This window comes from Ruegeria haliotis, assembly GCF_013377785.1.
Lineage (GTDB): Bacteria > Pseudomonadota > Alphaproteobacteria > Rhodobacterales > Rhodobacteraceae > Ruegeria > Ruegeria haliotis.
Map to the genome: position 1 here is coordinate 22,318 of NZ_JABXWT010000008.1, position 21,743 is coordinate 44,060.

The window sequence follows — 21,743 nt, forward strand, 5'->3', positions numbered from 1 at the left end:
TTAGGATACTGTCATGACGCCTCTTGAATCGGAAGAGAATTGCCTCATCGAACCGTTGATCGAAGCGATTTCGGGTAAGTGGAATCTTTTGATCGTCTATTGGCTGGCGCAGGGGACCTCGCGGTTCAACCAGCTTCAGCGAAACCTTGGTGGTATTACGCACCGGACACTGACCCGCCAGTTGAGGGAGCTGCAAGAAGCGGGCTTTGTGTCGCGCAAAGACTTCAAAAAGATCCCGCCGCATGTCGAATACAGCCTGACCCCATTGGGTCAAAGCCTGATTCCACTTCTCCGGGCGATGCATGATTGGGCGGCGACCAACGCGGACCTGCTGCGCAATCCAAAATGATGGCACCGCGTCAATGGTGTCGTCCGCCCTTTCGACAATTGACGATTAGGTGCGTATTGTCGGCGTCGAACCGACCGATATACGGCGCTGCGCATCAACGTCCGCTTTTGGGAGCTGCACCGCAGCAAAGTAAATCGTGATGTACCGCAGGAATGGGCCGTCCACGTCTCAGTGATTAGCGGGGCAGGGGGGGCCTTGTTGCAACTGCACCGAGGTCAGCTCCGAGCCCACTGTACCGAATGCTGCGGAATGCACGAACGTCGGCTTCTAGTTTGGTGACCCAAGAAAGTCGCGCGTGACGCCAAACCTTCTACTTGGAACGTGAACTTAACAAAGCACCAGTTATGGCAAACAGCGCGCCGACAACGGTGGCGGTGGTCACATTACCGAGTCCAAATGCAGCCAGCAAAGCCATTGCGACGAGAGGCGTAAGAAACGCCAAACTGGAGATTGTCGCGGCCGATCCCTCTCGCGTAGCTTTGTCCCACAACACATTTGCAACCGTAAATGGCCCAATGCCCATAAGAGCAATTGCGAACCATTCTACTGTCGATGGCGAGTAGACAGGCTCAAGAATGAAATGAACGCCCAGAGCACTAACCCCTGCAAGCCCGAGGGATGGCCCGACTACGTTTGTTTCGACATTCGCAAGGGAGCGACCAACAGAATAAATTGCAAAAGTCAGCGCGCCACTGACACCGAGCAACACCCCTATTGCGTCGAGTTCACCATTCATCTGAGGAGAAAGGGCAACTGTGACACCAATGAACCCGCATGCAATCCCCAACATTTGAAGTTGCGAAGGCAAATGTCGATTCAGTAAGGAAGCCAACAAAACAAGAAACACCGGCCAAAGATAGTGAACGACATTGGCCTCGGCTGGCCCGATCCGCGTGATCGCAGCGAGATAGAACGCGTTGTTGCCCATTAATCCAACAGCCACGAAAGCCAGAGTTTTGGCCGGTACAGACACGAATACGCGTGTTTCCCTTTTTCTGAGTGCTGCCAGAAAGGAGAACAGAAAGCCAATCAACGCCGACGCCCCCAAGACCAGGAAAGGCGGTGCCGAATGTGCCATTGTTGCGAGTGCAGGCCAGCTTGCCCACAACACCACCGCTCCTGCGACAAGCACATATGTTTTCGCATTAGGCCCGCCTGAAAAACTTAAACGAACCCACGCATTCAACCGCTTAAGAAGCAGAAGGTGGGTGATGTGAATCTGAGGTCGGTATTTTGCAAGTGTCATCGTCATTCAGCCTGGGTAGCTCACGATATCGATGAAACGGCTGTCCTTGTGCCACCCCCAATAAGCGCATTTCAAACAGTCGGTGATCGGGCCAATCTTGCCACTTCCGACTGGCTGTCCGTCAATTTGCGTAACTGGCATAATTCCACCTGCTGTAGAGGTGACAAATATCTCGTCAGAACTGCGCAGGCGTTCTTGTGAGAGGTTGCCCTCTTGAGCATTTATGCCCTTTGCCGCGCAAATCTCAATGACTGTGCGGCGTGTTATTCCCGGCAATACGCCCCGGGCTGGTGTCGACAACGAGCCGTCCCGAACGGCAAAAACATTGAAGCCTGGACCTTCCGAGATATTACCGTCGGCATCCAATAAAAGTGCAGTCTCCCTGCCTTTGTCATAGGCATCGTACAGGCCCATGATCAAATCGAGCCAGTGATAGTTTTTGATTTTTGGATCGACACTGCCAGGTGGAATCCGGGTTATATCCGCAATGGTGATATGCAAACCACGTCGCAACTGCTCGTCGTTAGCGACAGAGCCGTAGGGCACAGCAAACGCAAGAAACCTATTCGTTGCCTCTCTTGGATCACGACTGAAATTGGCCGCTGTACCCCTAGTACAAACCATCTCGACATATGCCCTTCGATGCCCCGACAGCGCGACGCAGTTGTGCAGTATCTGGCGAATTTCTTCAGGGTTCACAGGCAGTTCCATCCTCAATCGCTCCACTCCAGAGAGAAACCGTTCAATGTGGTCGTCCAAGCGAAAAAATGCGCCATCCCAGACATGGACCGTGTCATAGGTCGCGTCGGAATGCAGAAACCCGTAATCCAGAACGGAAATTTTTGCTTCTGAAACAGGAATGTACTGCCCGTCCTGAAAAGCTATACCAACGGGATAAGGATGCGGGTCGGTGTAGATCTCCGATAGCTTTGAAATATGGTTCATCTGCTTGTGCTCTTCTATTGTGGTGAATACAAACTACTTGGACAAAACGACCTATTTTGCTCGAATGTTTTAGATAATCTGATTATTTTGCATCAAACTTCTTAAATTTGAGGCGCAAAATGACCACATCCCTAGATCAGACTGACAGGGCCATACTGACAGTTTTGCAACATGACACGCGTTTGTCCACGGATACGCTGGCTGACAGGGTTGGAGCATCGCGCTCATCGATTCAGAGGCGTTTAAAACGACTGAATGAAACTGGCGTCATTGAGCGCGAAGTCATCCAGCTAAATCCCCAGAAGGCAAACGCACTGATGACATTCGTTGTTGAGGTCGAGCTGGAACGCGAACGCGTTGACCTTTTGGACGACTTCAAGCGTTCTATGTTGGCGCTGGATGAAGTCCAGCAGTGTTATTACATTACCGGCCACGCCGACTTCATTCTGATCGTGCTGGTGAAAGACATGAACGATTACGACCGCTTCTCACGGCTGGTTTTTGTTGAGAACCCGAACATTCGTCGATTTGCAACTTCTGTGGTCGTGGATCGTGTTAAAGCAAGCCTACGAGTGCCTCTTGAATAATTGCGGCCATTCGAACAATTGCGGCGAAAGAACACTGAGTCCGCGATCTGTGAGTTCGCAACCTCCCTGAATCTGCAGTCGCAGCGAAAGTCCGGTCTAACGGGCCGCGCCGCAGCATCCCCGCGGGCGGTTGGATGTCTCCTATGGGCCGTCCACGTCTCAGTGATTAGCGGGGCAGGGGGGCCTTGTTGCAACTGCACCGAGGTCAGCTCCGAGCCCAATAGCAACGAATGCTGCGTCGCGCACGAATGTCTGTTGCCAAAATTTCAGAGACAAGTTGTCAACTTACGATTCCCAACTTCGGCGCTGGCGGAAGAGCTGGGCAACTTTTCAATGCTCAAAACTCGTTCGGTGTCAGCCTACAGCGGTTCCGCCTCACGGCCACGCACGTCAAGCTCCGCAACTTCGGATTTCAACCAAGCGGCGCAGTATTCACCAATCTCGGCGACATGCAGGCGGGAGCGACCCATCAGTGCGCACTCCCAGACGGTTGCCACTCGCCATCCACTTTCGATCAGCGTTTGACGCTGCTCCAAATCGCGCTCGCAATTGCGGGTGATCTTCTGTTGCCAGAAGTCCCGCCGGGACCTCGGCATGCTGAACAGGTGGCAGTTGTGGCCATGCCAGAAACAGCCGTGAACGAAGAGAACCGCTCGGTGTTTTGGGAAAACCAGGTCCGGCTTGCCGGGCAAGTCCCGGCGGTGAAGGCGAAAGCGAAGCCCGCGCTTGTGCAGGATTGAGCGGATCACAAGTTCGGGTTTGGTGTCTTTGCCCCTGATGCTCGCCATGATCCTGCTGCGGACAGCAGTCGATACGCGGTCGGCACACATTGGATTGGCCTCCGTTTGATGAGGGAACGGCGCGGGCCGCTACGAACTGGCTCTGCGCTTTCCGAGGAGCAATGCCAGCACGCGCCCGTCGGTGATGATCAGGCCGATAGCGATCAGGCCGAATCCCCAGATCGCCTCCGTGCCCAGCCTCTCGCCAAGGAACGTATAGCTCAGACCGACGGCGATCGGCGGGATAAGCAAGGTGACCAGCATCAGGTTGGCAGAACCCGCCTGAACGAGGATTTCAAAGTAGAGAAGGTAGGCTACCGCCGTTGACAGCAGCGAGACCGCAAGGAGCGAGGCCCAGACCTCCATAGAGAGCGCAAATGATGGGAGGCCCTCGCTGTAGAACGCGACCGGCGCCATCAGGATTGTGCTGCCTACCAGCATACCGAAAGCGTTCATCACCGGCGGGTACCCGGAAAGGAATTTCTTTCCCCAGACACCGGCGAATGCATAGGACAGTGCTGCGCCCAGTATCGCGATCTGCGCCAGGTTGCGCAGGTCGAAGTTCGTCAATGCATCGAGGCCCATGATAGCGGCCACACCGAACACACCGAAAAGGGCACCGACAATCTTGCGCGGGATCAGCGGCTCATCCACCAGGAAGATGCCGGCAACGACTGCCCCGAACACGGCCGTCGTCCCGTTCAAGATGGAGGCAAGGCCGCTTTCGATGCTCACCTGCCCCCAGAAGATCAGGGAAAAGGGGATGGCGTTGTTCAGCGCGCCCATCACCAGGTAGCAGAGCCAGGCCTTCACTGACCTCGGGATCCTCAAACCCTTCCACAGGACGACCATGTACAGTGCCGGAACCGCCCAGAAGATGCGATGCAGCGCGACCGTTAGAGGCGGAACTTCCCTCAGGGCAATCTCAGCGAAGAAAAACGATCCGCCCCACACAGCCGCCAGTGCAAGCAGCAGCGACCCGGAAACCATATTGAGGGTGGGTACGGATTTGGCAGTCATGGTTTTTTCCTTTGATTTTCTTAGTTCTCATTCAACCATAGCTATGTTTCCGAACAACCCGAAACCTGCGCTTTCGCCTGCCGTTATGCCCGTTAGTTCAGTCGTCTACTCGGCGTCATGGAATATGATGCCAAGCGTGTGCCGTGTACCGCTGTGCAACCGGCTCACGCCGTGGCGCATGTTCACGCGATAGGTGCTCTTGGTCCCGCGAACAGGTCGGTTGCGCACGGCGAAAACTACGGCGTCACCCTGAGCCAGGGACAGGACCTCGGCCCGGCTTTGCATGCGAGGGCGCTGCTCCGTCAGCACGAACTCACCGCCGATGAAGTCCCGGCGCGGCTCAGAGAGAAGGACGGCAACCTGAAGCGGAAACAACAGTTCTCCATAGACATCCTGATGGAGGCAGTTGTAGTCGCCTTCCGAATACTGCAGCAGCAGCGGCGTCGGCCGTACCTGCCCAGAGTCGTGGCATCTGCTCAGGTAGTCCGCATGCCGGTCCGGAAATCGTGTGTCGATATTCATCCGCTCGTTCCAGTCGTTCGCGATTGGCGCTAGCAGCGGATACAGCCCCTCCCGGAGCGCGAGGACAGTTTCGGGGAGCGGGTATGCGAAGTACTTGTATTCACCTTTCCCGAAGCCGTGCCGTGCCATTCGGATATGGCTGCGAAATGGCGCATCGGTTGCGTAAAGCTTGGCCACCGCGTCACATTCTTCTGGCGCTAGCAAACTGCTTACAGTCGCACTGCCCCAGGCATTCAATTGGTCTTCCAAATTGCCTGCATCGATCGCGTTAATTCGTTCGGTTAGGGGAATGAGGGTCAACTAACACACTCCACTTTGTCCATCTGAAGGGCCCACTGGGCGGCCTCGACAGCACGGGTGACATCGCTTTCATTTGTCCGGCAGTTCACGACGCTTACGCGCATAGCGCGGCGGCCCTGCCAGACCGTATCCGAAAAGAACGCCTCGCCTGTCGCATTAATCCGGGACATGATTTCCTTTGTGTAAAGGTCGCCTTCCTCGCCGGTGTCACCCGGTCTGGCGAACCTGACCAATCCCTGATTCAACTGCGGATCAAACACAACATGGGCGTTATCCAATGCTCCAATCCCCCGGACAATCGCCTGGCAGTGGGCACAGCAGCGGTCAATCATATCCTCGATGCCGGATCGGCCCAATTGCTTGAGAGCTGCGTAGACAGGAACGCCGCGCGCCCTTCGGGACCATTCCGGGTTCCAGTCGATCTGGTCACGCGCTGCTCCAGCCGGGGCAATATAATCGGCCGCGATGGTCATAGCTGCCTTATGCGCGGCCTGGTCTCGGATAATGGCGACACCGCAATCAAATGGCACGTTCAGCCACTTGTGACCATCGGTCGCCCAGCTGTCAGCCAACTCAAGACCGTTAGCCAAATGGGAGTATTTGGCACTTGTCCGGGCGAAAAGGCCGAATGCACCATCAATATGCACCCACGCACCAGCATTTTTCGCCATAGGGATCAGTGTCCTGTAGTCATCAAATGCACCAATGTTCAAATCGGCGGCGTTCAAGACTAAAATCTTCGGGCCTTTGTGTTCCGAAAGCGCTTGTTCAAGTTCACTTGTCAGCACTCTTCCCGTTGAGTCAGTCTTCAGTTGAACCAAAGAACTTTGTCCCAAGCCCAAGAAGTTCACCGCCTGCCGGATAGAGCCATGCTTTTGGTCATTCACCAGAACCTTGAGGTCGGGCGCACCGATCAGCCCGTTTTCCTCGACGTCCCATCCATCTGCCTTAAGGACGGCATGTCGCGCCGCTGCGAGCGATGTCATATGCGCCAACTGGCATCCTGTCGTGAACGCGAAAGAAGCGTCACGGGGCAGGTCGAACAACTCTTTCAGCCAAATACCGGCTTGCTCCTCAACCACCGCTGCAGCAGGTCCGCACGCATAAAGGGCTGCATTCTGATCCCAGGTTGAGACGAGCCAATCAGCGGCAAGCGCGGCCTCAAGTCCACCACCGATGACCCAGGCAAAAAACCTTCCGCCCGCAGACCCCAGCAAACCGTCCTGCATATCTCTTGCCAATGTCTGCACTACGGTTACGGGTTCTTCTCCATTTGCAGGCAATGGGCCAGAAAACCTGGAACGGAGTGTTTCAAGACTGGCTGTGGAATTGACTTTTCTTTCATCCAATCCTTCCAGCCAGGTTTTTGCGAGTGTTGCGGCTTGATCCAGCGCTTGTGTCATAGTGAAACCTCCTAAATAGTTCTTTGCCATTTTGCCTTCAGGGTCCGGCTTGAGACGACCCGAAACATGCTAATTCTGCATCGGTCGGGTGGCGGATATGTGCGCGAGCGCCTTTCCGATATCTGCACAAAGATCTTCCGAATGCTCCAAGCCAATGTGCAGGCGTAAAAGTCGCCCTTCATTGGGGAGTACATCCAAAGCGCGCAAGTGATGAGCGATGGCTGGCATTACGAGGCTTTCAAACCCACCCCAGCTGGTTCCCAGTCCAAAGAGCGACAGGCTGTCGATGAGTTTGGCGAATTCTTCCTCGCTGCACGCTACAAGCTCGATCGTGAACGGCCCCGCTCCGCCCGTAAACTGCCGCTTCCACAGCTCATGCCCTGGGTCATCATCGAGGGCCGGGTTGAGAATTTTCTTGATCTGGGGTTGGCCCTGTAACCATTGCGCGACGTGGCGAGCGTTCTCCTCATGGCGCCGCATACGCACGTCGAGTGTCCTGAGCCCGCGAAGCCCGAGCCAACACACATCCGGAGCGGCGGTTGAGCCATAGTGGGCGCACCAGTCTCGCGTAGATGACAGGTCGTCATATGAGCCTGTAATCAGGCCCAGCATGATGTCGGAATGCCCGCCGATGTACTTGGTTGCGGCGTGAATGGATATGTTGATGCCAAGGCCGTGCGCATCAAAGAAGAGCGGTGTACCCCAGCTGCTGTCACACGCCACTGGCACGCTGTAGTGTTTGGCCAGCTTACAAACAGCCTCTACATCAATCATATCCATCGTCAACGAACCGGGAACCTCGATAAATACAAGCGCTGTTCGTTCGTCGAGGTGAGATTCGAGAGCATCTAAGGTGTCAAAGAACACAACCTCGCTGCCGAGCTTGTCCAGCTCCTTTTCTGCGAGAACCCGTGTGGGTCCGTAAACACAATCCTGGATTAGGATACGATTGCCCGGGGCGGCATGTGCACCGATTACAGCTGCAACCGCACCTAGCCCACTCGACGTGGCAATGCAGCTCTCCGTCTCGCATAAGGCGGCCATGGCGGTCTGCAATTCAAAAACGGTGCTCGTGCCGGATCGCCCATAGCGTGGGGTCTCAAAGGTTACGCCCTTGTAGGAATTCTTGAATTCGGCCAGTGACGGAAAGGTCGTCGTCGAAGCACGTACCAGTGGCGGGTTTACCGCGTTTGCGGCATCTCCCGATACACGGCCAAGGTGAACAAGCTGTGTGGTCTTTTTGGACATGGCTTCATCTCTGGAAAATACTGCGATCGCTCGCAGCGCGTGGCGGTGTTTTCAGGAAGATCTGACTGCCCAAGAGGATCGTCAGAGAGCAAAGCGCCAGGATATGGAACAGTCCATCAAAGCCCCAATTCACGTGGATGACGGAGATCATCGGCAGGGCGGTGGACAGCGCCAGAAAGCTGACCATTGCCCGCAACCCAAAGGCGCGGGCCCGTGCTTTGTTCGATACTGTTTTTGCCATCAGGAAATCGTTGATCGGAACTTGCCCGAACACGCCAAGCATGAATCCAAGAGAGACCGCGAAGGCTGCAAGGTTCTGCAAACCCGGCATCATCAGAAACGCCGAGATTTGGACGGCCATGACCAGTAGGATCGTCGGTTTGGCCCCAATGCTATCCAGCATGAAGCCGGTAACGAGCTGCGCCAATGAGGCTGCCGCAAACACAAGGAATGCCAATACGCCAATGATCGTCGCTGACTGCGATGTCAGAAGAGAGAGGGTTTCGCTGATATCATCTGCAAGACCGGTAAGCCTCTCATCGAATATTTCCGGCAAGGCGACGGTGGTTGATTGGAAAATAACGTTGCCCAGCAAGGTGATCATGTAGACGCACAACAGCACGCGCCATTTCGGGCCATAGGCAATGTTCTGATGCGATGTGACGCCTTGCTCTTCTGGCGTGCTGTCCTGTCTAATTTTCTTCGAGACGATGTAATATGGATAGGTGAATGCAATTCCTATCAGGCCCGGTACAATGAACGCAGCGCGCCAGCTTGCCAGATCAATAAGAAGTCCCGTGATGAGTGCCGCGGACCCAACACCCAAGTTGCCCCAGACGCCGTTTACCGCCAGCCTCATGCCCGTTTTCCTCCAACGTCCCGTGACGATGGCAAGCCCGACCGGATGGTAGATCGAGGCGAACACGCCCATCAGCAGAAGCCCGGCTCCAAGCTGAAAGGGATTTTGGGCAAAGCCCGTTAAGATTGATGAGAACCCGATGCCCATGAAGAATATGCACATCATGCCGTCGCGGCTCCACCTGTCCGCAAGCCAGCCACTCGGCAAAGCGCAGAGCGCAAATGCCGCGAACCCCGGCGCTCCATAAGGCAGAAGTTCGGAATAGCTCAGACCCCAGCCTTCACTCAGCGCAAGCGCGGCCACCGTTGCAAAGATCAAGATGAAATAGTGATCCAGAAAGTGGCCAACATTCAGCAGCAGGAAATATTCGGTGTCGCGTGAGATCATTCGGGTTCCATTGTCGTTGCGACGGAACTACCATTGTCATATAGTCGATGTATGGACATAGATCGTCGAGAAACAGACAAACATGTAGAAAAGACCGTAGCTCGAAGTGTTGAGTCTTTGGACTACCAGGAGCTTCCGGTGGCCTTGGCGGTCATGGCAAAGCGGTTTCCGGACGGCTATTTTGTCGAGCCCCACGATCATCCACGGGATCAGTTGATCTATGCCGTTGCGGGTCTTATGCGTGTCGCCACATCCGATGATACCTGGGTGGTGCCACCTGATCGCGCCCTGTTCATGCCTGCCGACATCGAACACAGTATCGAGATATGTGGCAATGTCGAAATGCGTTCTCTTTACATCACGCCGTTGGAAACCAGCACGATCAAAGTATTGAAAGTTCACTCGCTCTTGAGGGAACTCATTACCAACCTTGGCCGCGAGCCTATGGACTATTCCGGCAATAAGCGCGCAGAACAAATTGCCGCTCTGATCCGGATAGAGTTGATGGAGGCGGAGGCACTGCCCTTGAACATCCCGCTGCCCCGAGACGAGCGCCTGCGCCGTGTCTGCCAAAGGCTTATGAGCGACCCATCTACCACTTTGCCACTTGAGCAGCTTGCCGATGACGCTGGCGCGTCCTCCAAAACACTGGCGCGTCTTTGTGCCCGAGAACTGGGGATGAGTTTTTCCGCCTGGCGTCGTCGTGTCCGGTTCTCGAAAGCCATGGAATTGCTTGATGGTGGCCAGCCTATGAAACAGGTCGCTCGAAGCTGCGGCTACGACAGCCCAAGTGCGTTCACTTATGCTTTCCGAAAAGAGTTTGGCATGCCTCCCAGCGGATTCCGGAAATAGTGGTAATGCGGGAGCGAAACTAAGCAACTCTACCAAAATCATCCGCACAAAGCCCTGGCCTTCGCATGCTAGCTCGCGGCCGCCCGCCGTTAACTGTCTTGGCAAAGTTCAATGGCCGAGAAGTGCGTGGCCATTTACTGCCGCTGAATAGTCCTGAATGTCAGGCTGATCCGTGGACTTTTCACCTTCTTTGTTTTGGGCAGAGAGTGTTTCCAGAAAGACTGTGTTGTATCTTTCATCACCAGTAGACTGCCATGTTCCAGGTTCACGTCAACTCGATGATCTGACATCTTATGCCTAAAGGAAAATCTTCTAGTAGCGCCAAGACTTAGTGAACCAATGGCGCCGTCGGGCTTTAGATCGACCTCAGCATCGCTATGCCAGGACATGCCCTCATCGCCCGAGTGGTACAAGTTCAGAAGGCGTGAGTTGTATTCTTCACCGGAACGGCTTTGGACGAGCCCACGAAGCTCCAATAGTTCCTTCGTCCAGGGGTCAGCTGATTTGGTTACTTTGGAATACGTGTAGCGGAACCCCTGGTCGCCGTACCAAGCCACCTTGCGCTTTGTGGCAATGCGCTTGCCATAGATAATGGCTTCGTCATGCCTCCAATCCACTGTTTGCATCAGTTTCTGGAAAAACTGATCCGCCTGTTGCGTCCCCAGGATCGGCCCGTAGTGGGGTTATCGTAACGAAGCTGTCGTATGTTGCATAAGCAAGCTTTTGTTATTGAACGGTTCTATTTGCATACCTTTAGCTAAGCCCCTGTTTTTGTTCAGTATGGTCCTCACAGCTCCTCAACGCATGTGATTCACAGCTCCTTGAGTTTTGTTTTCGCCATTTTTGCCTGGGTTTCTGCGCCGCTCAAGATCAAAGGTGATGGTGCCTTTAAGGTTGATGTGCGCGTGAGCAATTGGGGCGATGTGGCGCATGTGGTCCTGGGAGCGATCCCAGTCAGAGCGTCTGATGGCTTGGTCGTATCGATGCGCATTCCAGGCGATGACGACATTTGTGAGCAGAGTTAGTGCGCCTGAGATTGCGGTCATCTGCTCACGGGTTCGACCGCGTCGCGGGGAGATTGGGCCGTTGTGGATTGCGCGTTGGAGCACGTGCATGGATTCGATCTGGCTTAGGAGACGCTGGATTTCCTGCCGGAACGCGGGCCTTCCAAAATAATCACAAAGAAACACCGACCTCTGGAGCTTTCCGAGCGCCTCCCCAGCGTTGTAGACTGGCATGCCGATTGATGCGGAACTGTGACGCTCTACCGCCCAGACCGCACTGCACCATCCACCCTGCGTCGAGGCGGCGAGCCTTAGCAGGCCGTCCCACCCAAGCGCGATCGCCCGTCTCAACAATGTTCGAGAGACGATTGGCTCGAGCGGTTCCGGAACTTTGGTGTCTTTGAAGACGTAGAGCTTTCGGTCCGCCAGGCGTGCCAGCCGAGGGCAGATATCAAATCCCAGAAGTTTACCCAGACCCATTGAGAAGTGGGTCACACCATGAGTGTCGACAGCCACTTTCTCCAGGCTCCCTCCGTCATGCCGCAACGCGCCCTCCAAGGCGGCCCCGGCCTGTCGCTGATTCAGAACAAGCGGCTGATCGTGGATCAAGGTCCATTGATCGGAGAGATGAGCATAGGTTCCCATAGCGGGTGTTTTGCGCCGTGGGTCGGCACGTGCAGACCAAAGCGTGCGTGTTGCATCCAGTCTCATCATGTCTGCAGAGGCGGTTATTCCGCCACCCCATGACTTGGCAACGTCAAGTTTCGCGGTGAAGGTGGCAAGGGCGTCATTGGCCTCTCTGAGGCGACCCGATGCTTCGAGCTTTCGCATCATTTGACCCACGCTATCAGCGCTGACACCCGCCACCATACGCTCGATATCAGCAGGTGTAAGATCAGACCCAAGCGCAAGGATCGCGGCATAAAGCACGATCTGCTCTCGGTCGGATGCCGGCGGTCGACCAAGCAAAGTCCGCGACATTCCCGTGAGGCTATCGACCTCGATGATGACATCAGAGAACTGGATGGGACCAAGCAGTGCCAGAAGCTGGCGGCGTGTAGTCTCAACATCGTCGTCGACTTCTGACTTGACGAGTTTGGGCAAGGAGATCCGACCGTCAACTATTCGCAGAGTATCGTCTTTGAGGTTGAGGACGACCTGATCGACGCCTGCTTCGAGCGCGGCTTCAATGCGCGCAACGTAGGCCTCTGATGACTTTTGGGGCATGAGATTTCGGCGGAATCGACCTTTGTCTGCCTCCCAAAGTTTGCGCGGTATCAGATGTTTATCGAGATCGCGGTGGTCGCGGCTATGGGGAATGCTGACCGACCCGTTCCGCAGGCTCCGTTTGATCAACAATACGGTTGCTGCAACCCAGGAGCGGTGCGCCACTGCCCGATCCTCATCGACCATGAACCCTTCCCACGGCCGGCCAAAAACATTCGCCTGGCCGGTCGGGAGTTCTTTGTCAGCGGCCGTCTCCAAGGCGGCAAACGCCTCAGCCAATGGATGGTTCTCGGGCAGATCAAATTTGAGCTCTGAGGCCGCTTTCAACAAACGCGACAGTTCGTTGCTTGCAACTGCAAGCTCCTGCCGCGTTGCCATGGCGCGCGTGATTGGCCTGCGTTCCGAGCGGAAGGGTTTTAGCAAAGCCACGAGGTTGGCACGAAGCTCTTCCCCGCTCAAAGCTTCATTCTGAACCAGATCGTCAATCCCACCAATCAGCGCCTGCAAGGGTGATACTTGGCGTGCTACAGAGCGAATTGCGCGGTCACGCGCGCGGCGGACAATGTCATTGACCAGATGATTGAACAGGTCGATTGCACCATCAGTCAGAACCTCCAGTCGGTGCTGAATGAAACAAGCAAGCTCAATCGTTCTTTGTGGTTCCGTGATCCTTTCCAGATTTGACGCCTTGCGCAAGGATACCCGTCGAGCAAGACGCGTCACCTCAGCATCCGGTAAATCCAATGACAAGTTGTCAGCGCCAATCTGCCTTAAATAGGCAATCTTGGCCGACTGAACTTCCAGAGCAGGGATACTCTTGCGAGATGGCCCTGCCAGGAACCAGTCAAACCGGCTCAGCGCTGGCTCAATTTCGGCGGTTAGCACCTCAATCCAATGGGCCGACTGCGATCCGCCTTTCCCATTTATCGAAGCCGCAAGTTTCTTGTTGCGCTGATCGATTTCTCGTCTGACAAGACCGCGAATATCACGACCGGAGAACACGATGTATTGGCGCGTGTGTAACCATCGCGCAATCTTGCTGGCAAGCACATCTGGCGCGGTCGTACTCAAAATCTCCTGCCGCAAATACTGTAGCAATCCAGAACGAGCACCCGCTCCAGCTTCTCGAAATCCAGCCACATCAATTGCAAGCTTTCGATGTCGAAAGAGCGTTGTCCTATCCTGATAAAGCGACCGCAATGACGCAAGATCCGGGACCGACAAACCCAGTTGTCCTGCAATGCGGGTGAGCACCACATGAGGGACCAGCTTCGCCGACAACTCGGCGCGCCCGGTCATTTTCACAATGCAAAGATGAAGTGCCAAGCCCAGACGGTTCAGGTCTCCGCGCCGGTCACAAATCACGCCGACTTCATCCGGCGACAAGGTGAAAAATACATCAATCTCAAGGTCAGATAGCGGACTTGAAAACGCTGCCTCACCAATGCGTGCTTCTTCTAGAATCATAACTTTCCTCCAAAATGAGGAAATTATGCGCCTGAATCCGCTTGAGGACGAGGAGAGGTTTTGTCCAATAAAATCAACGCTCTAGGAAAAGGGGGTTGGAAAATATTACCTGAAATCAATAGCTTGCTTATGCAACATACGACAGCTTCGTTACGACAACCCCAAATCAGAATAACGTGCTGGGCCGCCGCTTGTCTTGCGGCGCGGTGATCTCCTTTTCTGTGCGACATCATCAGAAACCCAGATCGTCACGTCACCTCGACGCCGGAGACTTTCATTGTATTCCGAGCAGTTCGTGACCCGGTACTTTGCCTTGGGAAACTTGTCGCGACGGGCATCATTGAATTTGTGGGGCATCGACCTTCGCTCAAGTCATGGAAAACGCTGGGAATACGTTGAGCGACCGATCCGTGCAACACAGTCCTCCGAGAGCGTCAATGGTCAAAAGTTAGCAACAGAACCCCTGACTAAGCCCTTATCTCATACAAGTGCTAAATGCGCCTCGCGACCCAAAAACAGGTCAACGGAAAAGCGGCGAATGATAGGCACAACGCTAGTGCGGCCAGTGAGGAGCCGGACGTCGTATTGCTTAGATCTGCGAGATTGGCGATCATTCCGGCGAGGGCCGCCCCGAGGGCCGTCGCGAAAAGTTGGACGAGCGTTACACCGCCTGCCGCGAGATCATGGTCGCGTTCGGGTGCGACCTCGTAGATCCTGACTACGATATGCGGCCAAACCACGCCGATCCCGAATCCAACACCTAAGAGAGCAAGGCAGATTGGTACCAGAATGCCCCACGCGCCATGTGACGACATAGGCAAAAAAACAGCTTGTGCCAATAAACTTGCGGTGCAAATGAGGGGGCCGCCGACAATTATTCGGCGCACCTTTGCCCCCACCCAATTCGCAGTCAAGATCGAGCCAATTGTCCATCCGAGGGCCATCAACGCGCCCATATACCCCGCCCAAAGGGGCGGTTGCGCATGAAGTTCGATCAAAAAGAACGGCACAAAGACCTCTCCCTGCATCGCTAGGATCATCAAAGCGATATAGAGAAAGTGGCGGCCTAGGGGCGATCGAAACGAGAAGCTCCCATGTGGTAACAATTTCGCCCTTGCCTGTTGATCGACCCGCCCGAGATATGCTCCCAATAGGCAGGATACGCCAATGGCCACGAGCGCCTTCATTGCATTGGTGCCGACGCTGCCGATGGACACAGTCAATACGATCAACAGCAGTATGATGATTTGCACGAAGGGTATGGGATCACGGTCGACGTCCTGCGGGCGGGCTTTGGGCAAGCTCACCATTGCAAGCGCTGCTATCCCCGCGGCGCAGGGAAGCAGCGCCCAAAACGCCAGACGCCACGCCTCCAACTGGGCGAATACTCCGCCGATCGCCGGGCCAAGCAAGGTGGCAACGCCCCACATGATGGTAATCAGGCCAATCGCCAATGGCCACAAAGGCTTGGGGTAAACGGTGCGGATAACCGCATAGGATAAAGCGTAGAAAAAGCCACCGCCGAACCCCTGAATGGTGCGCCCTGCGATCAGAACCCACATGTCAGGAGCGACAGCGCAAATTGTCGACCCGCCCGCAAAAAAGGCTACGGCGAACAAATAAGCGCCCTTGATACCTGCAAATCCCAGCAGACGCGAGGCAAGGGTTGCGCTTACGACGGAGCTTGCGACGAAGACAGTGGAACTCCACGCGTAGAGGTCTAATCCCCCGATGTCGTGCACCACAAACGGCATCATGGTGATCGCGATGAAGACGTTGATGGCGTGCAAGGCCACGCTTCCCGCAAAGAGCATCGAAAACGGGAGGTTGCGTTTTGTGGCCAAATCCATCCACCGGCAGGTGACGTGCTCCAGCTGTGTGTCAATCATTGTGAGTCCTTCGCGCAGTTGTTCGCCGACAGATGTGACGGCTTTCAAACTTGACGACTGAACCGGAAGAGTTGTGACGTTTGGATTTACGAGTATGGTCGGTGACAGTCCCATACAATTGCGCTGGATCGCTGGAATCCAAGGAGCTTATCGGGATTGCGCATAATAAAAACGTGGCTCGCATTCCCCTGTCGATCATACCCAAAGGACACCGTGGCATGTAACGACGCGCCGTCTCGGACCCTCAGGCCAAGGCCCCCGTTGATCTCTACAGTATCGATGCGCATATCGCGCCACGAACTCTGCAACACCTGCGCCACAAAGCGACACACGTCAGTACGTCCCTCGATCACGTCACGCGCTGCCACAACCGCGCCACCGCTATCGGCCCGTAAATTGCTGTCGTCGCGCAGCATCTTGCCCAACTGGGACGTGTCACCCGTGGATAAGGCACGCTGGAAGGCCGCGAGTAGTTCTTCCTGACGATCTTTTGGCGGCGCATGGCGCGTATCGCTTTCACCAACAAAGCGGCGCGCGCGCGAGGCCAGTTTGCGACAGGCCGCGGGCTGCATGTCCAAAATATCCGACACCTCACCAAAGGACATGGCGAAGATGTCATGCAGCAAGTAGGCTGCCCGTTCTTTTGGCGTGAGACGCTCAAGCAGCAACAAGAAGGCCGTGGTCAGTGAGGACGCCAATTCGGTTTGCGTCTCCGCGCTTGGGGAGAATTCAGTTTGGATGTGATCTGGGATCCAAGGGCCGACATAATCGACACGTCGACGATGGGCGGATTTCAAATGATCGAGGCAGGCGTTGGTGCACACGCGCCTGAGCCACGCCATCGGTTTGTCGAGCGCGCCCTGCTGTCCCATCCACTTTAGGTACGTGTCTTGCACCACATCTTGGGCATCACTGACGGAGCCAAGCAGGCGATAGGCAAGACCCAAAAGTCTGGGCCTCGCCTCTTCAAATATGATAGTTTTATCGGTCATCTGTGTCCTAATGCTTAGAGACTTGAACACGGTTCCAAAGATTGATCATGCCAACTGCGGTTGTGATCACAGTAATGTCCTGATCACTAAATTGGGAACGTAGATCTGAACGCAAAGCGCCGTAGTCCGTATCGGCGGCCAAGTAAGTCAGGGCTTCGGCCCATGCGAGGGCTGCACGTTCTGCCGGAGTGAAAACGTCAACATGTTTCCAAACAATCAAATTGTCTAACTTTTTTTGATTTACGCCAGCTTTACGTGCGTCAGAGAGGTGCATGTTCACGCAATAGGCACATTGGTTGATCTGTGACACGCGCAATTCAATGATGGAGGACAAGGTCTTTGCAAGGCCAAGGTCAGCCATCATCGGATGGACCATACCCAAGTAGCCTATGAGCTTCGGCGCAATTTTTTCGTGTATCACAGGGGCGGATGTGGCGGAGGTCGTCGTTGACATGATCATTCCTTCTCTTCGTGTCAAACATGTAGAAAGATGACGACTGACGCGTGTCAAATGTGACGCGCTTTCGTAATTTCCCCGAAGAGGTTCGCCCCGTCACACTCAATCCCATTTCAAAATGAACGTTTCGAGCGGATCCGTACAAGACAGACACTCTGCGGCCACGACAACAAAAAACCGATACAAATGCGCTGTCGTCAATATGCGATTGATGCCTAAATAGTAAGCAACGACCCTTCTGATAGTACTTTCAGCACCGAAGGGATGCCTGACATCGCGTACGCTTCTATCATCGTGGACACAGGCTCTTGATAAAGAGCGTAGGTCGAGTGGTGAGCAGGCAATATCAGGCCCGCTTTGATGAGCTTCGCAAATTCTACGGCCTGATGACCGGACATCGACAGCTGGCCCAAGGCTCCATTAACACCAACTGCGCCGATATGAGGTATAAACAGGTCAGGCGCTGGAAGCTGTTGAACCGCCTCCCAAACCGGATCAACCATGAAGGTGTCTCCAGCCCAGTAGATATTACTCGTCTTGTTGCGAACTGTGGATTGTAGCCAGTAACCGTTGCCAAGCCCGAGAATGCCGGAAATAGCTGTGTTAAGCGAGTGGACTGCAGGAATCGATGTGATCGAAACCTCTGTATCACCTTTTCTGAAGACGCGTTTTTGACCGTGGTTCAGTACCTGAGCTGCAAAGCCCTTTTTCCTGAGAGCGGTTACATCTTGCGCGGAACAAAGAACGGGGCCGCTAGAGCCAAGCCATGCCTGTGCTTTCTGATCAAAATGGTCTTCGTGCGCATGGCTTAGCAGCACTATGTCGTATTCCGACATCGCCATACCCGGAAACGGTGTAAGGCGTTCGTGCATCTTGATGTTCGGACCCGCGGACAGATCGAACATTTCATTTGGATCTCCCATCTCAAACGCCTCGATCCCGTCACCCAGACATGGGTCAGCGAGAATAGTTATGTCGCCGATCGCGAATTCCAACGTAGCGCCACCAAGCCAGCGGACCATAACATCTGATGCGGAAATGCCACCTGCAGCGGCAAGCGGCGAGAGAGCGGCACTTGCTGCGGCGGCGGTGCCAAACTTGAGTAGTTCTCTTCTTTGCATTGTCATCTCCTTGCGTTTCGCCATTGACCTAGTCCAACTCATTGCTCCACATAACCAATGAAATATTGAATTCATTAAACGGAAAAGGTGAATGGCCTTAAATCTGCGCGCCTTGGAAACTTTTGTAGAAGTAGCGGACTGCCTCAGTTTCACGGATGCAGGACGCCGCCTCGGGCTACCTGCTGCAACGGTGACTACAAGAATCAAATCACTTGAAGCTCAACTCGGTGTGCGCCTGCTAGACCGTTCAACACGAACAGTCGCCGTGACCGCTGAAGGTCAGATTTTTTTGGCGCATAGCCAGAAAGCCCTGCACGAACTTATGTTGGCGAGCGAAGCCGTTGGCGCGGCACAAGAGACGTCCGGGCAGGTGCGTGTCTCAATACCTGCGGCGTTCCCAATGGATCAATTTGCCAGAGTCGTTGGCAAGTTTTGCTCCGCTTATCCGGACATTTCAATCAAAATCCACGTGGATGATCGGCCAGCCTCCTTCATTGAAGATGGTGTCGATTTAGCTTTACGGGGCGGGGCACCTGGGGGTGACGGTCTTATCGCGCGTCATTTGCGCGATACCGAAGTCATCTTTGTAGGCCCACTAGAGCGGCTCGCGGACGACAGTCTCCCCGTGTTGCGGCCCTTGGCAAAACGTATTGGAACAATAGACAAGCGGAACGGCCCTTCCACGCGGTCTCTGCAACTCTCTCTCGCGTTCGTTGCAAACGGCCAAGCCCGAGCGTATCTCCCCCGATCGATCTGCAAAGAGGCATTGGCTGCAGCACAAATGGAAGAAGGCAGCGGCCCAGACGGGTTACACGATCCACTGCCACTGTTTCTTGTATACCACGACAAGCAGCATCAGCCCAAAAGAGTTCAGCTTTTCAAGGACATTCTCATTCAGGAATTTGCTTTATCAGCACACGAAACCTGATTTTTTGCGCAGTTCGGGCTAGGGTGTGTCTGGCCTTTCAATCAGTTGTGAATCTGTCTAGCCAGCCAAGAGGGACAGGACGATTTCGAAGGGGATACTAGATGTTTCGAAATCATTGAAGTAGACAGTTTGGGTTGTTGGCTGCCAAGCTGGTTTGCGGCGCTGGAAATGCTGTTTATGGAACGCACCTACTCCAATCGTATAACGAACTCACGGGACCGCCCGATAGATCCTTCGCCTGTCGGAGCAGCTCAATCAAAGAAGTTTGGCTTATGCTTCTTTGCCTGAAACTCAGTGATTTTGTATTCCGCGACACCGTTAATATGAAATGGATCCTGAGCCAAATGTGCTTCAAGGCTTTCGCGCGATGGCGCGCTCGCAATAATTACGCCGCCAGTACGAGGGATTTTCGCACCAGAGGCCAAAAAAAGGCCAGCTTCATAACATTGGTCGAGAAATTCAACATGACCCGGTATATGGGCATCAATCTCAGGTAGAGTGACGACATAATTCAGATCAACGACAAATACAGATTTGGGGATGGTCATGCGGGATCCTTGCTTTCAATTCAGGTAAAGGTCTTATTGTGAGCTCAGCCTTTTTTGCTGGAACCAGCAAGACTGGTAATGGCACCGTGAACTAAACTGGCATAGGTGGCAGATGTCTAATAGCAAGATCGTTGGTATTTGCTAGCTGATGCCAATATCGCGCTTGGAAGCACCCTTTTCTAACTTCCAGAATCCACACGGCGCGTTCAGTGGGAACGCGCCCTACGGAGTGCTCCGAGAAAAGTGATATGTTGAGATTGGTTATCTCAGGCCTAGCAGAGCCCCACATTCTTCCCTCTGAAACCGAAGCCGCCTAGTATGAAGCGCACGAGTTTTTGTCCAGAAAGAAAAGGAATTGGAAGAAAGATTGTTGCTACTCTATACACTTAAGTCTGGTGAGCATCGGATTTTGTCTGACCAATGGTCAACAGTCGCTAAAGAGTAAGGTCTCCATTGAAAAAAGATCCTCAAAAACCGACGACTCTCAAAGACGTGGCCAAAGCTGCCCAGGTGGATGTATCAACAGTTTCTCGTGTTCTCCAAAATAAGGGCCGCGTTGGGGATGAAACTCGTCAACGTATCCTCGACACGGTAAAACGGCTTGGATATCAGGCCAACCCGGCAGCGCGGGCTCTCAAAACCTCAAAATCATCGACGATTCTCATGGTAGTCCCGCAAATTGAAAACCCCATTTTCGCGTCCACCATCATCAGCGCCGAGATTGAGGCGCGTCGGATAGGTTATACACTTGTCGTTGCCTACGACGGCGGTGGCATGGGAAGCGATATTATTCGGGATATTTCGCGTTCGAACTTGATCGAAGGTGTAATTATTGCCAGCTTTGATGATGATGATAAGTTGCGGCAGACACTTGCCAGTACAGACCGGCCGCATGTTATTATCAACCGTGTTCTGCCAGGCGATCAAAACTGTATCGCAATAGACACCTACGAGGCTACGCGAATTGGTGTCCAGCATCTGATCGATCTCGGGCACCGTCGTATTGGGCACTTGGCTGGGCGGCTGGGACGGTTCAACGGCGAGATGCGCCGTCGCGGATGGGCGGATTCTATGAAAAGTGCCGGGATAGAGCCAGAATCCTGTCTTGTTGCCGAGGCAGCGTATGACCCTGATATGGTACCTAATGCTGTGGATGCACTTTTAAGGGCTGATGTTACGGCGATACATGCGGCCACCTTACTCACAGGTGCGGCAGCAATTGCGCGGCTCCATGCCGTTGGCAAACGAATACCTGATGACGTTTCGGTTGTGACTTTGCATGATGATCTACTTGCCCGCGTTGTCTTTCCACAGATCAGTACTGTCGAATTGCCCGCAGATGAAATGGGTAAAAAGGCTGTACAGCGCCTTAGGAGCCTGATTGAAGGGGAGACGGATGCCTTCGAAGGGCCATTACTCCTGGCACCGGGCAGTCTGATCCAAAGATCTTCAACGATTAAATCTAACTCATAATAAGGGTTGACAGTTTAGGTCCAAATCCTCTTTAACACAATTGAACAAACGTTTGTCCAAGTGGAAATCTCCCACTTCAGACACAAAGAAGGAATTCCATTTTGTCTAAAAACGACCTTGCAGCTGAGTATTGCACGCTC

Annotated in this window: 20 protein-coding genes; 5 read left to right on the plus strand and 15 right to left on the minus strand. The window is 54.2% G+C overall.

The window, feature by feature from the left end; translation table 11 throughout:
* Window positions 1-13 precede the first annotated feature (13 nt).
* Window positions 14-349: a winged helix-turn-helix transcriptional regulator gene (locus tag HW561_RS14105; protein WP_176865836.1), complete on the plus strand. Its 336-nt coding sequence runs from the start codon at window positions 14-16 to the stop codon at window positions 347-349.
* Window positions 350-659: 310 nt separating this feature from the next.
* Here HW561_RS14105 and HW561_RS14110 read toward each other — a convergent pair whose 3' ends face one another.
* A complete protein-coding gene (locus HW561_RS14110) occupies window positions 660-1,601 on the minus strand; it encodes a DMT family transporter (RefSeq protein ID WP_211198648.1) in 942 nt (313 codons plus the stop codon).
* Window positions 1,602-2,540 (minus strand): aminotransferase class IV, encoded by a 939-nt coding sequence (locus HW561_RS14115; protein WP_176865840.1) that lies wholly within the window; start codon window positions 2,538-2,540, stop codon window positions 1,602-1,604.
* Between the two features lie 119 nt (window positions 2,541-2,659).
* Here HW561_RS14115 and HW561_RS14120 point away from each other — a divergent pair, with 119 nt between their 5' ends.
* Window positions 2,660-3,127, plus strand: coding sequence for an Lrp/AsnC family transcriptional regulator (locus HW561_RS14120; protein WP_176865842.1), 468 nt, complete (start codon window positions 2,660-2,662; stop codon window positions 3,125-3,127).
* A 359-nt stretch (window positions 3,128-3,486) separates the two neighbouring features.
* Here the strand turns inward: HW561_RS14120 and HW561_RS14125 are convergent, their stop codons facing one another.
* The 6 genes from HW561_RS14125 to HW561_RS14150 form a co-directional block, all read right to left on the minus strand.
* Entirely contained in the window at window positions 3,487-3,915 is a 429-nt protein-coding gene (locus tag HW561_RS14125; RefSeq protein ID WP_235962907.1) for a very short patch repair endonuclease, read from the minus strand.
* An 81-nt stretch (window positions 3,916-3,996) separates the two neighbouring features.
* Window positions 3,997-4,926 (minus strand): DMT family transporter, encoded by a 930-nt coding sequence (locus HW561_RS14130; RefSeq protein WP_176865846.1) that lies wholly within the window; start codon window positions 4,924-4,926, stop codon window positions 3,997-3,999.
* A gap of 105 nt (window positions 4,927-5,031) precedes the next feature.
* Window positions 5,032-5,748, minus strand: coding sequence for a 2OG-Fe(II) oxygenase (locus HW561_RS14135; RefSeq protein ID WP_176865848.1), 717 nt, complete (start codon window positions 5,746-5,748; stop codon window positions 5,032-5,034).
* A complete protein-coding gene (locus HW561_RS14140) occupies window positions 5,745-7,151 on the minus strand; it encodes a pyridoxal phosphate-dependent decarboxylase family protein (RefSeq protein WP_176865851.1) in 1,407 nt (468 codons plus the stop codon). Before HW561_RS14140 ends, HW561_RS14135 begins: the two co-directional genes overlap by 4 nt.
* A 69-nt stretch (window positions 7,152-7,220) precedes the next feature.
* Window positions 7,221-8,399 (minus strand): trans-sulfuration enzyme family protein, encoded by a 1,179-nt coding sequence (locus tag HW561_RS14145; protein ID WP_176865853.1) that lies wholly within the window; start codon window positions 8,397-8,399, stop codon window positions 7,221-7,223.
* A gap of 4 nt (window positions 8,400-8,403) precedes the next feature.
* Window positions 8,404-9,645 carry an MFS transporter gene (locus tag HW561_RS14150; RefSeq protein ID WP_176865855.1) on the minus strand — a complete coding sequence of 414 codons (1,242 nt, stop codon included), beginning with the start codon at window positions 9,643-9,645 and terminating at the stop codon, window positions 8,404-8,406.
* A gap of 138 nt (window positions 9,646-9,783) precedes the next feature.
* Between HW561_RS14150 and HW561_RS14155 the strand changes: the two genes are divergently transcribed.
* The gene (locus HW561_RS14155; protein WP_211198649.1) at window positions 9,784-10,497 is read left to right on the plus strand and encodes an AraC family transcriptional regulator; all 714 of its coding nucleotides are present in this window, start codon (window positions 9,784-9,786) and stop codon (window positions 10,495-10,497) included.
* A 134-nt stretch (window positions 10,498-10,631) separates the two neighbouring features.
* On the opposite strand, the gene HW561_RS14160 is transcribed toward HW561_RS14155, so the two are convergent.
* The 6 genes from HW561_RS14160 to HW561_RS14185 form a co-directional block, all read right to left on the minus strand.
* On the minus strand, window positions 10,632-11,165 hold the full coding sequence (locus tag HW561_RS14160) for an alpha-ketoglutarate-dependent dioxygenase AlkB family protein (protein WP_328803292.1): 534 nt from the start codon (window positions 11,163-11,165) through the stop codon (window positions 10,632-10,634).
* Window positions 11,166-11,294: 129 nt separating this feature from the next.
* The gene (locus HW561_RS14165; protein ID WP_176865861.1) at window positions 11,295-14,195 is read right to left on the minus strand and encodes a Tn3 family transposase; all 2,901 of its coding nucleotides are present in this window, start codon (window positions 14,193-14,195) and stop codon (window positions 11,295-11,297) included.
* Window positions 14,196-14,686: 491 nt separating this feature from the next.
* Window positions 14,687-16,084: an MFS transporter gene (locus HW561_RS14170; RefSeq protein ID WP_176865863.1), complete on the minus strand. Its 1,398-nt coding sequence runs from the start codon at window positions 16,082-16,084 to the stop codon at window positions 14,687-14,689.
* Between the two features lie 86 nt (window positions 16,085-16,170).
* Complete coding sequence (gene sigJ / locus HW561_RS14175) at window positions 16,171-17,076, minus strand: RNA polymerase sigma factor SigJ (protein WP_176865865.1); 906 nt, start codon at window positions 17,074-17,076, stop codon at window positions 16,171-16,173.
* Between the two features lie 7 nt (window positions 17,077-17,083).
* A complete protein-coding gene (locus HW561_RS14180) occupies window positions 17,084-17,530 on the minus strand; it encodes a carboxymuconolactone decarboxylase family protein (protein ID WP_176865867.1) in 447 nt (148 codons plus the stop codon).
* Window positions 17,531-17,748: 218 nt separating this feature from the next.
* Window positions 17,749-18,678, minus strand: a complete 930-nt coding sequence (locus tag HW561_RS14185; RefSeq protein ID WP_176865869.1) for an MBL fold metallo-hydrolase — start codon at window positions 18,676-18,678, stop codon at window positions 17,749-17,751.
* A gap of 67 nt (window positions 18,679-18,745) precedes the next feature.
* On the opposite strand from HW561_RS14185, the gene HW561_RS14190 reads away from it, so the two are divergent.
* Window positions 18,746-19,582: a LysR family transcriptional regulator gene (locus HW561_RS14190; RefSeq protein WP_176865871.1), complete on the plus strand. Its 837-nt coding sequence runs from the start codon at window positions 18,746-18,748 to the stop codon at window positions 19,580-19,582.
* 251 nt (window positions 19,583-19,833) lie between these two features.
* Here the strand turns inward: HW561_RS14190 and HW561_RS14195 are convergent, their stop codons facing one another.
* Entirely contained in the window at window positions 19,834-20,130 is a 297-nt protein-coding gene (locus HW561_RS14195; RefSeq protein ID WP_176865873.1) for a YciI family protein, read from the minus strand.
* Window positions 20,131-20,583: 453 nt separating this feature from the next.
* On the opposite strand from HW561_RS14195, the gene HW561_RS14200 reads away from it, so the two are divergent.
* Entirely contained in the window at window positions 20,584-21,603 is a 1,020-nt protein-coding gene (locus HW561_RS14200) for a LacI family DNA-binding transcriptional regulator (protein ID WP_176865875.1), read from the plus strand.
* Window positions 21,604-21,743: the final 140 nt, after the last annotated feature.

Bases quoted from the DNA above. Each gene is read 5' to 3' on its own strand.
- HW561_RS14170 (WP_176865863.1), bottom strand. From the start codon at position 16,084: ATGATTGACACACAGCTGGAGCACGTCACCTGCCGGTGGATGGATTTG.
- HW561_RS14165 (WP_176865861.1), bottom strand. From the start codon at position 14,195: ATGATTCTAGAAGAAGCACGCATTGGTGAGGCAGCGTTTTCAAGTCCG.
- HW561_RS14120 (WP_176865842.1), top strand. From the start codon at position 2,660: ATGACCACATCCCTAGATCAGACTGACAGGGCCATACTGACAGTTTTG.
- HW561_RS14115 (WP_176865840.1), bottom strand. From the start codon at position 2,540: ATGAACCATATTTCAAAGCTATCGGAGATCTACACCGACCCGCATCCT.
- HW561_RS14130 (WP_176865846.1), bottom strand. From the start codon at position 4,926: ATGACTGCCAAATCCGTACCCACCCTCAATATGGTTTCCGGGTCGCTG.
- HW561_RS14125 (WP_235962907.1), bottom strand. From the start codon at position 3,915: ATGGCGAGCATCAGGGGCAAAGACACCAAACCCGAACTTGTGATCCGC.
- HW561_RS14110 (WP_211198648.1), bottom strand. From the start codon at position 1,601: ATGACGATGACACTTGCAAAATACCGACCTCAGATTCACATCACCCAC.
- HW561_RS14105 (WP_176865836.1), top strand. From the start codon at position 14: ATGACGCCTCTTGAATCGGAAGAGAATTGCCTCATCGAACCGTTGATC.
- HW561_RS14145 (WP_176865853.1), bottom strand. From the start codon at position 8,399: ATGTCCAAAAAGACCACACAGCTTGTTCACCTTGGCCGTGTATCGGGA.
- HW561_RS14180 (WP_176865867.1), bottom strand. From the start codon at position 17,530: ATGTCAACGACGACCTCCGCCACATCCGCCCCTGTGATACACGAAAAA.
- HW561_RS14150 (WP_176865855.1), bottom strand. From the start codon at position 9,645: ATGATCTCACGCGACACCGAATATTTCCTGCTGCTGAATGTTGGCCAC.
- HW561_RS14185 (WP_176865869.1), bottom strand. From the start codon at position 18,678: ATGGCGAAACGCAAGGAGATGACAATGCAAAGAAGAGAACTACTCAAG.
- HW561_RS14140 (WP_176865851.1), bottom strand. From the start codon at position 7,151: ATGACACAAGCGCTGGATCAAGCCGCAACACTCGCAAAAACCTGGCTG.
- sigJ (WP_176865865.1), bottom strand. From the start codon at position 17,076: ATGACCGATAAAACTATCATATTTGAAGAGGCGAGGCCCAGACTTTTG.
- HW561_RS14195 (WP_176865873.1), bottom strand. From the start codon at position 20,130: ATGACCATCCCCAAATCTGTATTTGTCGTTGATCTGAATTATGTCGTC.
- HW561_RS14190 (WP_176865871.1), top strand. From the start codon at position 18,746: ATGGCCTTAAATCTGCGCGCCTTGGAAACTTTTGTAGAAGTAGCGGAC.